Source organism: Sphingomonas sp. (assembly GCF_032114135.1).
GTDB lineage: Bacteria > Pseudomonadota > Alphaproteobacteria > Sphingomonadales > Sphingomonadaceae > Sphingomonas.
The window spans coordinates 97,610-112,140 of the sequence record NZ_DAMCTA010000006.1; the positions used below are offsets into that span (position 1 = coordinate 97,610).

The 14,531-nt window shown below is 66.2% G+C and carries 19 protein-coding genes and 1 tRNA gene; 13 read left to right on the forward strand and 7 right to left on the reverse strand.

Translation table 11 applies throughout. The features are described 5' to 3' along the window. Positions 1 to 8 precede the first annotated feature (8 nt). Positions 9 to 581 (reverse strand): TMEM165/GDT1 family protein, encoded by a 573-nt coding sequence (locus tag RT655_RS18910; protein WP_313540016.1) that lies wholly within the window; start codon positions 579 to 581, stop codon positions 9 to 11. 303 nt (positions 582 to 884) lie between these two features. Here RT655_RS18910 and ccmC point away from each other — a divergent pair, with 303 nt between their 5' ends. The 8 genes from ccmC (at position 885) to RT655_RS18950 (ending at position 7,176) form a co-directional block, all read left to right on the forward strand. Next, the gene (gene ccmC, locus RT655_RS18915; RefSeq protein WP_313540018.1) at positions 885 to 1,604 is read left to right on the forward strand and encodes a heme ABC transporter permease CcmC; all 720 of its coding nucleotides are present in this window, start codon (positions 885 to 887) and stop codon (positions 1,602 to 1,604) included. Continuing rightward, positions 1,601 to 1,732 (forward strand): hypothetical protein, encoded by a 132-nt coding sequence (locus RT655_RS18920; protein ID WP_313540021.1) that lies wholly within the window; start codon positions 1,601 to 1,603, stop codon positions 1,730 to 1,732. Before ccmC ends, RT655_RS18920 begins: the two co-directional genes overlap by 4 nt. Further along, the gene (ccmE, locus tag RT655_RS18925) at positions 1,729 to 2,163 is read left to right on the forward strand and encodes a cytochrome c maturation protein CcmE (protein ID WP_313540024.1); all 435 of its coding nucleotides are present in this window, start codon (positions 1,729 to 1,731) and stop codon (positions 2,161 to 2,163) included. Before RT655_RS18920 ends, ccmE begins: the two co-directional genes overlap by 4 nt. Further along, on the forward strand, positions 2,160 to 4,088 hold the full coding sequence (locus RT655_RS18930; RefSeq protein ID WP_313540027.1) for a heme lyase CcmF/NrfE family subunit: 1,929 nt from the start codon (positions 2,160 to 2,162) through the stop codon (positions 4,086 to 4,088). Before ccmE ends, RT655_RS18930 begins: the two co-directional genes overlap by 4 nt. Further along, complete coding sequence (locus RT655_RS18935; RefSeq protein ID WP_313540030.1) at positions 4,085 to 4,612, forward strand: redoxin family protein; 528 nt, start codon at positions 4,085 to 4,087, stop codon at positions 4,610 to 4,612. Before RT655_RS18930 ends, RT655_RS18935 begins: the two co-directional genes overlap by 4 nt. Next, on the forward strand, positions 4,609 to 5,016 hold the full coding sequence (locus tag RT655_RS18940; protein ID WP_313540033.1) for a cytochrome c-type biogenesis protein: 408 nt from the start codon (positions 4,609 to 4,611) through the stop codon (positions 5,014 to 5,016). Before RT655_RS18935 ends, RT655_RS18940 begins: the two co-directional genes overlap by 4 nt. Further along, complete coding sequence (locus tag RT655_RS18945) at positions 5,013 to 5,663, forward strand: cytochrome c biogenesis factor-like protein (protein WP_313540036.1); 651 nt, start codon at positions 5,013 to 5,015, stop codon at positions 5,661 to 5,663. The genes RT655_RS18940 and RT655_RS18945 overlap by 4 nt, the downstream gene beginning before the upstream one ends. A gap of 67 nt (positions 5,664 to 5,730) precedes the next feature. After that, complete coding sequence (locus RT655_RS18950; protein ID WP_313540039.1) at positions 5,731 to 7,176, forward strand: radical SAM protein; 1,446 nt, start codon at positions 5,731 to 5,733, stop codon at positions 7,174 to 7,176. Positions 7,177 to 7,218: 42 nt separating this feature from the next. Here the strand turns inward: RT655_RS18950 and ald are convergent, their stop codons facing one another. After that, positions 7,219 to 8,325, reverse strand: a complete 1,107-nt coding sequence (gene ald / locus RT655_RS18955) for an alanine dehydrogenase (protein WP_313540041.1) — start codon at positions 8,323 to 8,325, stop codon at positions 7,219 to 7,221. A 135-nt stretch (positions 8,326 to 8,460) separates the two neighbouring features. Here ald and RT655_RS18960 point away from each other — a divergent pair, with 135 nt between their 5' ends. The 4 genes from RT655_RS18960 (at position 8,461) to RT655_RS18975 (ending at position 11,672) form a co-directional block, all read left to right on the forward strand. Beyond that, on the forward strand, positions 8,461 to 8,931 hold the full coding sequence (locus RT655_RS18960; protein ID WP_313540044.1) for an Lrp/AsnC family transcriptional regulator: 471 nt from the start codon (positions 8,461 to 8,463) through the stop codon (positions 8,929 to 8,931). 167 nt (positions 8,932 to 9,098) lie between these two features. Continuing rightward, positions 9,099 to 11,033: a potassium transporter Kup gene (locus RT655_RS18965; RefSeq protein ID WP_313540047.1), complete on the forward strand. Its 1,935-nt coding sequence runs from the start codon at positions 9,099 to 9,101 to the stop codon at positions 11,031 to 11,033. Then, positions 11,030 to 11,554, forward strand: a complete 525-nt coding sequence (locus tag RT655_RS18970) for a 2'-5' RNA ligase family protein (protein WP_313540050.1) — start codon at positions 11,030 to 11,032, stop codon at positions 11,552 to 11,554. Before RT655_RS18965 ends, RT655_RS18970 begins: the two co-directional genes overlap by 4 nt. Before the next feature lie 41 nt (positions 11,555 to 11,595). Continuing rightward, a tRNA-Met gene (locus RT655_RS18975) sits at positions 11,596 to 11,672 on the forward strand. 91 nt (positions 11,673 to 11,763) lie between these two features. On the opposite strand, the gene RT655_RS18980 is transcribed toward RT655_RS18975, so the two are convergent. The 5 genes from RT655_RS18980 to RT655_RS19000 all read right to left on the reverse strand — a co-directional run bounded on the left by RT655_RS18980 (position 11,764) and on the right by RT655_RS19000 (position 13,981). Beyond that, positions 11,764 to 12,819, reverse strand: a complete 1,056-nt coding sequence (locus RT655_RS18980) for a site-specific integrase (RefSeq protein ID WP_313540053.1) — start codon at positions 12,817 to 12,819, stop codon at positions 11,764 to 11,766. Beyond that, positions 12,809 to 13,009 (reverse strand): hypothetical protein, encoded by a 201-nt coding sequence (locus tag RT655_RS18985; protein ID WP_313540056.1) that lies wholly within the window; start codon positions 13,007 to 13,009, stop codon positions 12,809 to 12,811. Before RT655_RS18985 ends, RT655_RS18980 begins: the two co-directional genes overlap by 11 nt. A 25-nt stretch (positions 13,010 to 13,034) precedes the next feature. After that, positions 13,035 to 13,157: a hypothetical protein gene (locus tag RT655_RS18990; protein WP_313540058.1), complete on the reverse strand. Its 123-nt coding sequence runs from the start codon at positions 13,155 to 13,157 to the stop codon at positions 13,035 to 13,037. Next, positions 13,148 to 13,558 (reverse strand): hypothetical protein, encoded by a 411-nt coding sequence (locus tag RT655_RS18995; RefSeq protein WP_313540061.1) that lies wholly within the window; start codon positions 13,556 to 13,558, stop codon positions 13,148 to 13,150. Before RT655_RS18995 ends, RT655_RS18990 begins: the two co-directional genes overlap by 10 nt. A gap of 165 nt (positions 13,559 to 13,723) precedes the next feature. Beyond that, complete coding sequence (locus tag RT655_RS19000) at positions 13,724 to 13,981, reverse strand: hypothetical protein (protein ID WP_313540064.1); 258 nt, start codon at positions 13,979 to 13,981, stop codon at positions 13,724 to 13,726. Positions 13,982 to 14,062: 81 nt separating this feature from the next. Between RT655_RS19000 and RT655_RS19005 the strand changes: the two genes are divergently transcribed. Further along, the coding region (locus RT655_RS19005) for a terminase large subunit domain-containing protein (protein ID WP_409530297.1) at positions 14,063 to 14,531 on the forward strand (469 nt) is incomplete at its 3' end.

A 14,531-nucleotide genomic window follows, 5' to 3' on the forward strand; every position in this document is an offset into this window, starting at 1 on the left:
TCAAAATCTTACAACCACCCCGCCGTCTGCGCCGCAAGCCACAGGCCGATCGCGACGAAGAGCAGCGCGGCGATGCGATGCACCGTCGTCAGCGGCACCCGGTCGATCACCGCCTTGCCGAGGAACACCGCCGGCACATTGGCGAGCATCATCCCCAGCGTCGTCCCCGCCGTCACCGGCAGCACCGCGTGGAAGCGTGCACCGAGCGCCACCGTGGCGACCTGGGTCTTGTCGCCCATCTCGACCAGAAAGAAGGCGATGGCGGTCGTCAGGAACGCGCCGAACCGCGCGGGCTTCGTCTCTTCGTCCTCGTCGAGCTTGTCCGGGATCAGCGTCCACAGGCCCATCGCGACGAACGAGGCGGCGATCGCGTAGCGGAACCACACGCTGTCCAACAGTCCGGCGACTTCGGCGCCCACCAATGCGGCGAGGAAGTGATTGGCGATGGTGGCGGCGAAGATGCCGCAGATGATCGGCACGGGCTTCTTGAACCGGGTGGCGAGCAGAATGGCAAGCAGCTGGGTCTTGTCGCCGATTTCAGCGAGTGCGACCACCACCGTGGAGGTGAGCAAGGCTTCCAAGAAATTCTCCGGGGCCGGGCGGATGCGAATCCAACGACATCGCATCCCCCCGCCCGGCACGAGCGGAGATGCGACGCCATTGGTCTCGCCCGAACCTTGCGGCTCCGCCTGCGCCATGGCCTCTCGACCAAGTGTGTTGACGCGGACGCCCGGTGCGCGAGGCACCGACTGGCTACTCCCCAGATGACGGCGTCCGGGTAGCGGAGGCTGCACGACTTTGCAACCCTACGCATGCCGCGCGACGCAAGGTGCAATCGCTGCTTGGAATCGAGGGAGAAACCCGGCTACTCCATCGCCGTGCCGATGCTCCACGCCCTCGCCAACCCGGCGCGCTTCCTCAAGATCGCCCGGCCCCTCACGCCCGCCTTGTTCTGGGCCGGGCTGGCGCTGGCGCTGTTCGGCGCCTGGGGCGGGCTCACCCAGACGCCTGCCGACTATCTGCAGAAGGACAGCGTCCGCATCCTCTACATCCATGTGCCGACCGCCTGGCTGGGCATGGGCGGGTGGAGTAGCCTCGCGCTGGCATGCCTGAGCTATCTGATCTGGCGGCACCCGCTCGCCATCGTCGCCGCCCGCGCCATCGCGCCGGTCGGGGCGGTATTCGCCGCGTTGTGCCTGATCACTGGCGCGATCTGGGGCCGCCCCACCTGGGGCACCTGGTGGGAATGGGATGGCCGGCTGACCAGCATGCTGCTGCTGTTCTTCGTCTATATCGCCTGGATCGCGCTTGCTCGCGCCGATGCCGAGCGGAGCGGCGACGGGCGTATTCCGGCGCTGTTCGGCGTTGCGGGAACCGTGCTGCTGCCTATCATTCGCTACTCCGTGGTGTGGTGGAATACGCTGCACCAGGGCGAGAGCATCGGGCTCACCCGCAGCACCATCGATGCCTCGATGCTCTGGCCGCTTTGGTTCACGCTGTCGGGTTTCAGCCTGCTCTTCGGCGCGATCGTGCTGATGCGGATGCGCGCGCTGCTCGCCAAGCAAAAGGTCGAGGCACGCCTGCGGCGGAGGGCGGCGCAATGAACCATTGGTGGTTCGTGACCGCCGCCTATCTGGTCGTGGCGATCGGTACCGGCGGCATTGCCGCAGCGAGCTGGTGGGCGATGCGCCGTGCGGAAACCAACGCCGAAGCGCTGGGGCGCCGCGCGTGAAGGCAAAGCATCAACGACTGACGCTGGCATTGCTGGCAGTGGCGGCGATCATCGGTGCGGCACTGCTGGCGCTCTCGGCGCTCAAGGACCAGGCCGCATTCTTCTATGCCCCTGGCGACGTGGCGGGCAAGCCGCTGCCGCTCGGCAAGGCGGTTCGGCTGGGCGGCATGGTCGAGAAGGGCTCGCTGGTCCGTGCCAAGGACGGGGTGTCGATCGCCTTCAAGGTCACCGATGGCAAGGACGTGGTGCCGGTGCGCTTCCGCGGCGTTACCCCGGACCTGTTCCGCGAAGGGTCGGGCGTGGTCGCCGAGGGGCAGTTCCAGTCCGATGGCAGCTTCGCCGCCGACAATCTGCTCGCCAAGCATGACGAACGCTACATGCCGCCGCAGATGGCGGGGAAGATGCACAAGAGCGAGTCCCTCGAGCCATGATCGCCGAAGCCGGGCTTGCGGCGCTGTGGCTCGCCACGGCCTTTGCCATCGCGCAGCTCCTGTTGGGCGCTGCCGCGGCGCGGGCCACCGATCCGCGCGCGATGCTGCCGGCGGTCCGCCACATCGCGCTGGTTCAGGCGCTGTTCGCGCTTCTGGCCTTCCTGCTCCTGATCTGGCTGTTCGTCACTTCAGACATGTCGGTGCTGCTGGTGGCGGAGAACAGCCATTCGCTGAAGCCGATGCTGTACAAGGTCGCCGGCGCTTGGGGGAACCACGAGGGTTCGATGCTGCTCTGGGTGACGGTCCTCGCGGCTGCGGGCGCGGGTGTCGCGCTGTTCGAACGGCGGCTGGTCGCGGAGACGCTGTCGGCGACGCTTGCCGCGCAGGCGGCGATCGCGATCGGCTTCTACGCCTTCCTCGCCTTCGCCTCGAACCCGTTCGCGCGGCTCAACCCCGCGCCGGCGGACGGGCAGGGGCTCAACCCGCTGCTTCAGGACCCCGGCCTCGCCTTTCATCCGCCGACGCTCTACCTGGGGTATGTCGGCCTGTCGGTGGCGTTCAGCTTCGCTGTCGCCGCGCTGCTGATGCGCGACGTGGGACCCGCCTTCGCCAAGGCGATGCGGCCCTGGGTGCTGGCGGCCTGGATCTTCCTGACGATCGGCATCACCGCGGGCAGCTACTGGGCCTATTACGAGCTCGGCTGGGGCGGCTGGTGGTTCTGGGACCCGGTGGAGAATGCCTCGCTGATGCCGTGGCTGGCGGCAACTGCGCTGCTCCATTCGGTCAACGTGCTGGCAACGCGGGACGGGCTGCGGGCTTGGACGTTGATGCTGGCGGTGGTCGCCTTTTCGATGTCGATGGTCGGGACGTTCCTGGTTCGCTCGGGCATTCTCGTCAGCGTCCATTCCTTCGCGGTCGACCCGACGCGCGGCACTTTCCTGCTCGCCTTGCTGGGCCTGTATATCGGCGGGGCGTTGGCGCTGTTCGGGGCGCGTGTCGGCACGGTGACGCAGGGCGCGACCTTCCAGCTGGTCAGCCGCGAGGCGGCGCTGGTGCTCAACAACCTGTTGCTTAGTGTGATCTTGGGGATCGTGCTGATCGGCACGCTCTATCCACTGGTCGCGCAAGCGATGGGCGTACAGCTCTCGATCGGCGCGCCTTTCTTCGAGAAGACCGCGGTGCCGATCGCGCTGTTCCTGATCGCGGGCACCGCGGCCGGGCCGCTCTTGCGCTGGCGCAAGGATTCGGCGCAGGCGCTGCTGTCGCGTCTCACCCTTCCGGTGGCGGTGGCGGGCGTGGCCTTCGCGCTGTTCTTCGCCCTGTCGGGCTTCGCGTCGCCGATCGCGGTGCTGGTGCTCGCGCTTGCCTTCGGGCTGGCTGCGGCGAGCGTCGCGCCGCTGTGGAAGCGCAACCTCCGGCGGACACCGTTGCCGATCTACGGCATGGTCGTCGCACATCTCGGTATCGCGGTGAGCCTCGCCGGTATGGCGGCGGACACCCTGTTCAAGAAGGAGCGGCTGGCCGCCGTGGCGGTCGGCGACCATCTGACGGTCGGCCCGTTCAAGGTGACGCTTGCCGAAGTGCGTCCCACGGTCGGCCCCAATTGGTCGGCGCTGGAGGCGCGCCTCCAGGTGCAGCGCGGCGCGAGCGCGCCCTTCGAACTGGTCCCCCAGCAGCGTTTCTTCTCCAATCCACCGACCAATACCAGCGAAGCGGCGATCGCCACCTTGTGGGATGGCCAGGTCTATACCGTGCTCGGCGCGGCGGACGGGGCCGGGCGCTGGCAGCTACGCTTATGGTGGAAGCCGTTCGTTACGCTGATCTGGGCGGGCGGCGGGCTGATAGCGCTGGGCGGCATCCTGTCGCTGTTCGGACGCGTGCTCCGTGCCAGACGAGAAGCGCGCGAGCGGGAGGCATGGGCATGAAGAAGCTGCTAATATGGCTGCCGCTCGCGCTGTTCGTGCTCGTCTTCGTGCTGGTGGTGAACGGCCTGATCCAGCCAAGCGACCGCATCGTCCGTTCTGCGATGGTCGGCAAGCCTCTTCCCGCGCTCCACCTGCCGCCGATCGTCGACGAAAAGCCCGGGATCGACACGGCAGCCTGGCCCAAGGGCAAGCCGCGGCTGCTCAACGTCTTCGCCAGCTGGTGCATCCCCTGTGTGGCGGAGGCGCCGCAACTGCTCAAGCTGAAGCAGGCGGGCGCGCAGATCGACGCGATCGCCGTGCGTGACACCGCCGCGGAGGTGCAGGCCTTTCTCGCGCGCCATGGTGACCCCTATGCCCGGATCGGCGACGATCCTGCGATGCGTGCGCAACTGTCGCTGGGCTCCTCGGGCGTGCCGGAGACCTTCGTGATCGACGCGCGCGGCGTGATCGTCGATCAGCATATCGGCGACATCCGCGCCGAGGACGTGCCTAAGCTGCTTGCCGCCCTGGAGAAGGCGAAGTGAGGCGGGCGCTGCTGCCCCTTGCGCTGGTGCTGGCCGGCGTGGCGCAGGCGGATTCGACGCTGCCGGCGTCGCCGCTCGCCTACACCCAGCTGCCCGACCCCGACGAGGAAGCGCAGGCCAAGGCGCTGATGGAGACGTTACGTTGCCTCGTCTGTCAGGGGCAGAGCATCGCCGACAGCGACGCCGACATGGCGGGGGAGATGCGCGCGCTGGTCCGTCAGCGCATCGCGGCCGGCGAACGACCCGCCGAGGTCCGCAAATGGCTGATGCAGCGCTATGGCGATTATGTCACCTACGACCCGCCGCTCAGCGCGGTGACCGCGCCGCTGTGGATCGCCCCGCTGGTCCTGCTGGGTCTCGGGCTGCTGATCGCGCGCCGCGTGTTCAAGAGGACGACGGCATGACGGGATGGCTGGTCTTCGGCGGCTTGGCGCTGGTGGCAAGTGCTCTATTGCTACTCATTCGCTTCCCGACGCGGTTCTGGACGGTGCCGGCGATGGCGGTGATGCTCGCGGGGGCCGGCTATGCCTGGCAGGGGCAGCCGGGCCTGCCCGATCATCCGGTGGAAGGTGCCGCCAGCGTGCGCCCGCTTGATGCCGATCTGATCGCGGCGCGCGAGGGGCTCTTCGGCCGCTTCAATTTCGACTACAGCTATTTCATGGCCGCCGATGCAATGACCCGGGCCGGCGCGCCGCAGCTCGCCGCGACGGTGATGCTGGGGGCGGTGCGCAAGGCGCCGAACGACCTGGGGCTTTGGGCGGGGCTGGGCCTTGCGCTTGCGGAACATGATGGCGACCGGCTGTCCCCGGCTGCGCTCTATGCCTTCGACAAGGCAGAGACGCTCGCGCCGAACCATCCCGGCCCGCCCTTTTATCGTGGGATCGCCCTCGCACGATCCGGCGATATGGCGGCGGCCCGGCAGGCCTGGGGCAGGGCGTTGCGCCTCGTCCCGCCTACCGCAAGCTATCGCGACGACATGGTGGGGGCGATGCTGAAGCTTGACCCCGGCCTTGCAGCCGCAGCGCGGGGGATGCCGACCGCCCGACCCTGAAGCGCGGTAACCGTCTATACTGGAAAGAGCGCCTTCGTTTTGGCGCGTTCCGGGGACGATAACTGCCATGACGATGACCGCGCACAACGCCGCCGACGAGGCCGATCAGGTCGCGCGCGAACAGGCGCAGACCATGCTGCACACCATGTTGCAGGACCTCATCCAGATCGACGACCGTCCCGAGATCTGGGCAGCCTTCCCGCAATTCCTGCGGGCCTTGCCGCTGTTCTCAACGGTGATCCGCGAAACCCACGCCGCGGCGATGCGCAGCAATCCCAAGGTCGACCTGTTCCTGGCAATCGCGCTCGAGATCCTCGTCGCGATGTGCGACGCGCACGAGGGGCAGCTGCCCGGCGCGACTGCACGCCTCACCCGCGCCGCGGGGATGCAGGGCAACTCGCTGCTGCTGCAAGGCGCCCTGTTCCACGTCCAGGGGCTGGCCGATCCCGCCAACCCGAAATATCGGCTGGAAGAGCGCTTCTGCCCGAAGCCGTTTCTCCAACTTCATGTCCTGGAAAACACGGCGCACCAATGTTGTGCGAATTGGCTGCCGGCCTCGGCGGGCGACCTGAGCCGGTCCGACGGGGAAAGCGTGTGGAATTCGCAGACCGCGCAGGCCGTGCGCGCGAGCATCCACGACGGCAGCTATCGTCATTGCAACAAGACCTTGTGCCCCGAGATTCAGGCAGGCGTGCTGCCGACCAAGCAGGCGGCGATGGCGCAGTGGCCTGGCCTCGCCGCATTGATCGCGGAGCAAGAGACGGCGATGCCCCATGGCCCGCAGGACGTGAACCTCGCCTATGACGTGACCTGCAATCTCTCCTGCCCGAGCTGTCGCACCACCAAACAGGCTGCTGATGCCGCCACCCGCGAGCGCTACAGCGCGATGCAGGAGCGCGCGATCCTGCCGATGCTGCGCGATGCGAAGTCGGTATTCATCACCGGCTCGGGAGACCCCTTCGCCAGCAAAAACTTCCGCCAGCTGATGGAGCGGCTGACCGCGGACGACTATCCGGATCTACGCTTTCGGATCATGACCAACGCGATGCTGCTCACGCCACGCGAATGGGAGAAGTTCCCGTCGCTGCATGGGCGCGTCCAGTCATTGCAGATCAGCATCGACGGGGCCTCGAAGCAGACCCACGAACTGCTCCGCCGCGGCGCGCGGTGGGAGGTGATGGAGGAGAATCTGCGCTTCGCCGCCGATCTGCATGCGCAGGGCCTGGTGGAATTGCTGTATCTCAGCTTCACCGTGCAAGTGGATAATTTCCACGAGATGGGCGCGGCGGTCGATCTTGCCGAAAGCCTTGGCGTCACGGGTCTCTATTTTGGCAAGATGACCAACTGGGGCACCTTTTCGCCGGAAGAATATGCGCAGAAGGCGGTGTTCACCCCGACCCACCCGCAATATCGGGATTTCCTCGCCGTGATGGCCGATCCGCGACTGCGCTCGCCGCGGGCAATTCTGGGCAATCTCGTGGACTATCTGCCCGAGCAGGCGGTCGCCGCCTGAGCGGCCCGCCCGGGTGGGTTCCCGGGCAGGACGCTGGGGGAATCAGCCGGCCCAGGCTTCGAACGGCAGGTCAAGCGCGTCGGCTACCGCCTGGTGACGGATCTTGCCGCCCGAGACGTTGAGGCCGTTGGCGAGGTGACGATCGGCCTGCATTGCCGCTTCCGCGCCGTGGTTGGCCAGCTTGAGCACGAACGGCAGCGTCGCGTTGTTGAGCGCGAAGGCGGAGGTGCGGGCGACCGCGCCGGGCATGTTGGCGACGCAATAATGAATCACGCCGTCGATCTCGAACACCGGATCGTCATGCGTCGTCGCGCGGCTGGTCTCGAAGCAGCCGCCCTGGTCGATCGCGATGTCGACCAGCACCGAGCCGCGCATCATCGTCTTCAGCATGTCGCGGGTGACGAGCTTGGGCGCCGCCGCACCCGGTACCAGCACCGCGCCGATCACCACCTGCGAGGTGCGGACCGCCTCGGCAATCGCGGCCTTGCTGGCATAGGCAGTCTTGATCTGGCTGCCGAAATGCATGTCGAGCTCGGCGAGGCGCTCGTTGTTGATGTCGTATATCGTCACATCGGCGCGCTGGCCGGTCGCCATCTGCGCGGCGTTGATGCCCGAGACGCCGCCGCCAAGGATCGCGACCTTGCACGGCGCCACGCCCGGCACGCCGCCGAGCAGCTCGCCGCGGCCGCCCTGTTCCTTCTCGAGATAGTGCGACGCGACCTGCACCGACATGCGGCCGGCGACTTCGCTCATCGGCTTGAGCAGGGGGAGGGCGCCTGAGTTCGACGTGACCGTCTCATAGGCGATGCAGGTCGCACCCGACTGCATGAGGCCTTCGGCCTGCGGCTTGTCCGCGGCGAGGTGGAGATAGGTGAACAGCAAATGGCGCGGCTCGAGCAACGCGATTTCCTGCGGCTGGGGCTCCTTGACCTTCACGATCATGTCCGACTGGGCGAACACGGTCTTGGCGTCGGGCGCGATCTGCGCGCCGACCGCTGTATAGGCGGCATCGTCGAAATCGATGCCCATGCCGGCCTTGGTCTCGACCAGCACGTGGTGGCCGGCATGGACCAGCTCCGCCACCGAGGCGGGGGTCAGGCCGACGCGATATTCGTGATTCTTGATTTCCTTGGGAACGCCGATGCGCATGGGAACTCTCCTAAGTTTTGATGACGCTTCATACCGCAAGCCGAGGGCGCAAATCCCTGCAAAGCGTTTGGTCACGGGAGGGGTCGGACGCATGGATCTTGCGTTCTGAGATATTTTTCGCGCATCTCATGCACGATGGATCGAATCGACACAGCAATCCTCAAGCTTCTAGCATCGGATGCGCGCGCGGCGGTGAGCCAGATCGCCGCAGCGGTTGGGTTGTCGCAATCCGCCTGTACCCGGCGCATCCAGGCACTCGAGGCGGACGGCCTGATACGCGGCTATGGCGCGCGGCTCGGCCATCGGCGGCTTGGTTTCCGGGTAACGGCACTCGTCGACATCACCCTCGGGACGCAGGTCGAGGAGGACCTCGCGCAATTTGAGGCGGCGGTCGGCCGGATCGACGGGGTGGTCGAGTGCGCACTGGTTTCGGGCGGGCAGGATTACCGCTTGAAGATACTGTGCCGCGACCTCGACGATTATGAACGGCTCCACCGCGAGCATCTCGGTCGGCTGCCCGGCGTGGTGACGATCAACAGCAGCTTCGTGTTGCGCGACGTGCCCACGCGCGGCGAAGGTGACGCCTTGTTCGGTACATCGCGATGACTATCTTGAAGGGGGCGGAACGGGCGCGACGCTGGTGCGTCTAGCCGCCTTGGACACGCTTGTTGATAGGGCATGTTGCACGTGCTAACGGCCCGCATCCTGATGATGATGAGAACACAGGTCTCTATGGCCAGGTCGGTTCGCTACTCTCAGCGTCTGTCGCACCGGTGAACGCCGCCGCGACCGGAGACGCTGCCGCGCTCCTCCCCGATTCGGATCCGCATGTCGATCATGGCCATCACGGTCAGGAACCGACGTGGAAGCTCGCGCTCGGTGCCATCGGCATCGTGTTCGGCGACATCGGTACCAGTCCGCTCTACGCGTTTCGCGAGACCTTCGCGAACGAGCATCACGAGCTGCCGCTCGATACGCCGCACGTGCTGGGCGCGATCAGCCTGATGTTCTGGTCGATGATGGTCGTCGTGACGCTGAAATACGTCACGATCATCATGCGGGCGGACAACAAGGGCGAGGGCGGCAGCCTGGCGCTGCTCGCGCTGATCTCGGGGCGGGGCGGCCAGCGCCGCTGGACCCAAGGGATCGTGCTGCTCGGCGTGTTCGCCACCGCGCTGTTCTATGGCGATTCGATGATCACCCCGGCGGTGTCGGTACTGTCGGCGGTGGAAGGCCTCGCCGTCGCTGCGCCGGGCTTCCACCGGCTGGTGGTGCCGATCGCGGTCGTCATCCTCGTCATGCTGTTCTCGATCCAGCGGACCGGCACGGCGCGCGTCGGCGCCTTTTTCGGCCCGGTGATGATCTTCTACTTCCTCGTCATCGCCACGCTGGGCGTGATCAGCATGGTGAAGACGCCCTATGTGCTGCAGGCGCTGTCGCCGCACCATGCGGTGCATTTCTTCATGCTCGACCCGCTGCGCGCATTCCTGGCTTTGGGCTCGATCGTGCTGGCAGTGACCGGCGCCGAAGCGCTCTATGCTGATATGGGCCATTTCGGCCGCAACCCGATCCGCGTTTCCTGGCTGTGGTTCGTGCTGCCGGCGCTGATGATGAACTATATGGGGCAGGGGGCACTGCTGATCCGCGATGCCGAGGCACTGCGCAGCCCCTTCTATCTGCTGGCGCCCGAAGCGCTGCGGCTGCCCTTGGTGTTCGTCGCCACCGCCGCCGCGATCATCGCATCGCAGGCGGTGATCTCGGGCGCCTTCTCGGTGACGCAGCAAGCGATCCAGCTCGGCTTCGTGCCGCGGTTGCGCATCGATCATACCAGCGCGGCGACCGCCGGGCAGATCTACATCCCGATCATCAACTGGGCGCTGATGATCATGGTGATCTTGCTGGTGCTCAGCTTCCAGACCTCGTCGAACCTCACCGCGGCCTATGGCATCGCCGTCACCGGGGCGATGCTGATCGACAATTGCCTGCTCGGGGTCGTGCTGTTCAACCTGTGGCACTGGAAGAAGCGCTACGCGATCCCGCTGCTCGTGATCTTCTTCGCGGTGGACCTCGCCTATTTCGCGGCGAACCTCACCAAGGTGCCCGATGGCGGCTGGTTCCCGTTGATGGTCGGCTTCATCGTGTTCACGCTGCTCACAACCTGGGCCAAGGGCCGCAAGCTGATGATTGCGCGGCTGCGCGAGAGCGCGATGCCGATCCAGATCTTCATCGAATCGGCCGCCAACGCCGCCACCCGTGTCCGCGGCACCGCGGTGTTCATGACCTCGACGCCGGACGGCGTGCCCCATGCGCTGCTCCATAACCTCAAACACAACAAGGTGCTGCACGACCGGGTGATCCTGCTGACCGTCAAGATCAGCGACGTGCCCTATGTGTCGGAGGAGAAGCGCCTGGTGGTGGAGGACCTGGGCAAGGGCTTCCACCGCATGATCCTCTATTACGGCTTCATGCAGGAGGCGGACGTGCCGGCGGCGCTCAAGTCGGTCGATGCGTGCGGGGCCGAGTTCAAGATGATGGAGACCAGCTTCTTCCTCGCCCGCCAGACGCTGCTGCCGTCGTCGCGGCCGGGGATGATGATCTGGCGCGAGAAGCTGTTCGCCTGGATGCTGCGCAACGCCGAAAGCGCGATGGAGTTTTTCCGCCTGCCCACCAACCGCGTGGTCGAGCTGGGTAGCCAGGTGGAGATTTGAGCGACGCGTCTGCCCCTGTGCCTGCGCCGCTGATCGTCACCGCCCTGTTCGGCAAGCAGGACCAGGCATGGTTTGATTCCCTGCGCCGCACGCATTTCCCGCCCGAACGGAATCAGCTCGATGCGCATCTCACGCTGTTCCACCATCTGCCGCCATCGGTATCCGAGGAGCTCAAGCACCGGCTCACCCAGGAGACGCGCGGAGTGAGAGCGCCACGGGCGCGGGTCAGCGGGCTGATGTCGTTGGGGCAGGGGGTGGCCTATCGTATTGAGGCGCCCGAGCTCGACGCGATTCGAGGCGGGCTGTTGCACGCCTTTGCCGGGATGCTCACGCCGCAGGATGCGGGCCGCTGGCGGCCGCACGTGACCGTGCAAAACAAGGTCCGGCCGGTGCTCGCCAAGGCATTGCTGCGCGCGCTGGAAGCGGATTTTTCACCCAAAACCGTGGAAATTTCGGGGCTTGCGAGTTGGTGGTATCGCGGCGGGCCATGGGAATTGCATTCGCGTCACATGTTCGCTTGACGGATCGTTCGGACCGACATAGATGGCCGCTCTCGCTTCGGGGCGGAGTAGCTCAGTTGGTTAGAGCAGCGGAATCATAATCCGCGTGTCGGGGGTTCAAGTCCCTCCTCCGCTACCACCCCAAGCCTCTGATTTAGCTGGAAAATTTCCGAGTTGATTAGTTGGCTTGGGAGACGCGAGCGCGTCAGTTGGGCGTTAAGTTGGGAAAATCAGCCGCTTTCGAGCTTCCGAATAGCCGATTCTGCAAGGGCGGGATCGCGGCTGAGATAGTGCGAGTCCAGGATCTGATGGACGTCGCGAAGCGAGTGGCCCGTTACCGTTCCGATCTCCGGAGGCGTCGCGCCAGCCAATGCCAGCCGCGTGACCGCCGTTCCGCGTAGGTCGTGAAAGGTCACGCCTTCCACTCCCGCCAAGATGCAGGCTTTGCGCGACGAGGCGCTGAAGCCGCTTTCCGTCCAAGGTGTACCGCGTTCGGTGAGCAAGATATGTTCGCCCGCCGATGGCCTACGATTTTCCCGCAGCGCGTCTAGCCGCGCCCTTAGCGGCGCGCCCACGGGAATAATCACCCGCGTGCCGGCATGACCGCGCTTTCTCCGCACGGTCTTCCGCTGGACCAGCCGTAGCGTCTCGCCGTCATAGGCGGCCCAGGTCAGCGCCAGCAGGTCGCCCTGTCGCTGTCCGGTCCAAAGTGCCAGGGCTAGCGCTACATGCAGATGGGCAGGGGCCTTCACGTAGAAGGTCGCCTCGGTCTCCGGCGACCAGATCCGCTCCGAACGGAAAGCGCGATAGACCCTGCCGCCGTTGCGGCAAGGATTGGCTGTTATCAGACCGCGGTCCAGCGACCAGGAGAGCACCCGCGCCAGCACCGCATAGCTATAGTCCGCCTGTCGCCGCGATTGATTGGCCAGCTGATCTCGCCAGGCCATGAACTCGCCTCGCGTTCGCCGATCCTCAAGCGCCGCATTGGGGAAGTCGCCATAGGCGCGGTCAATGATACGAAGGTGCTTCGCGTAATCGGCCTGCGTGCGGGGCGCGAGATCGGTGAATGCGGTGCTGTCCTGAAAGGCATCGAGCAGGGTGCGCAGCACTGCTGGTGCTTCCTGCCGCTCGCTCTCATGCGCGCGGTGATAGCTGGCGAGGAATTCCGGCGAGCCGGGCTCGCCTTCCAATCGAGGTCCGCCCTTCCAGGCATAGTAGTAGGTGACTGTCTCGCCTGACGCGAGCCGCTTACGAATGCGGTTCAATCCCTTCAGCTTAAACCGCATTTCGGCTGGCCTTCCACGCGTCAAAAGGGCTGGCCGGGGCGGCCTCGGTCTCGGCCGCTGCGGCGGCGTGGAACAGGATGATCCGGCCGTCGGGATCAATCTCCGTGCGCGCGACCTCCAGGCCTCCCTTGCGGGTGGCGCGGATCGCGCGGACCAGATCGGCCTGGCGGAAAGAGGGGCGAGCAGCCATGCGCGTTCCTTCGTTCGCTTGCCGATCAGCGCCGCGCCGCCTGGTTGCGGGTGAACAGCAGGACGAGCTGGAGCGGCACGCTGCACAGCGCGGCGCAGACGAGCAGTGTGACGAGCAGCACGCGGGCGGCCTTACCGATCAGGCGCATGCTGGGCCTCCCTCGCTGCAGGTCGAACAGTCATTCTGCTCGACCCAGCGGCAGGCACCGCCTTCGCCGTCTGCGCAGCGATCATGCGCGGAGCAGCCACAGCGGCGGCAGATGCGCGGATGGCGGTCGAGGGGCTCCTCGGCCAACTGCCAATAGACGTCCGGGTCGAATGGGAAGGCCTGCAGCAGGTGTTCGATCGTCGAGCGATAGAGCGCGGTGCGGCCCGGCGTCTCCAGCCTGCGGAGAAATTCGACTGCACGCCGGTGGTCGGCGCGGCGGTCGACCAGCCGATCGGCGGCTTCTGCGATCGAGAGGCGCGCTGCCACCCGCCGGAGGCGCAGATAGTCCGAGGGAGTGAGGCGGCCGTAATCATCCGTTGCCCCAGCGGACCCTGCATCCACGCGAACAGCGCCATGAAGCCCTGCACCATGAGGCCCTGGGGCGTGAAGTTGAGCAGCACCCGGCCGACGAACTGAATTGCTGCCCAGGTCGCGGATTTGATCCCCTCCCACAGCCCGGCAAACCAGTTGCTGAGGGGGCGCGGACGGTTGGGGGCTGGACTGCGATCAGCAGTCGGTGAGGTGCTGGCCGGCGCCGCCGCTTGCCGGCGGGCGGCTGAACCCGGCGGGCGTGTTTTCGAGCTGGCCCTTCATGTTCGCCAGCTCGCCGCGGACTTCGCCGACCGCATCGAGCGCGGGCTTGACCGCGGCGGTGACGGCATCGCCCATCGCCTTGCTGAAAGCGGTGAAGTCGAAGTTGTTGTCGTTGGCGGGCGTGGTAGTCGGAGCAGGCTTTTGCTCCTGCGGCTCGCTCGTGCGGAACATGGCGAAAGCCTTCGTGAAGCCTGCCGCCGCGATGGCGTCGGCGATGCCGGTCGTGCCCTGCTCGAATTCGATCGAGACGGCATGGTCCGAGGCGCTGAAGATCCGATCGTGCTGGACGCCGAGACGCTGCCAGAGGGCGAGGATCTGCCGCAGCTGATCTTCCTCGGCACCAACGCCCGCACCGCGCAGGGCTATCACGGCAATTTCTACTTCGACGAGTTCTTCTGGACCTATGGCTTCGAGGAACTGAACAAGGTCGCCAGCGGCATGGCGATGCACAAGAAGTGGCGGAAAACCTACTTCTCTACGCCGTCGACGGTCGCGCACCAGGCGCACCCCTATTGGACAGGCGAGCGCCGCAATCGCCGCGTGAAAAAAGAGAACCGCGTCGCCATCGATACCGGGCACGGCCGCTTGCAGGCCGGCGCGGTGTGCGAGGACAAGATCTGGCGCCAGATCGTCACGATCGAGGACGCCGAGGCGCGCGGCTGCGACCTGTTCGATCTGGACGAGCTGCGCATCGAATATGCGCCCGACGAATTCGCGAACC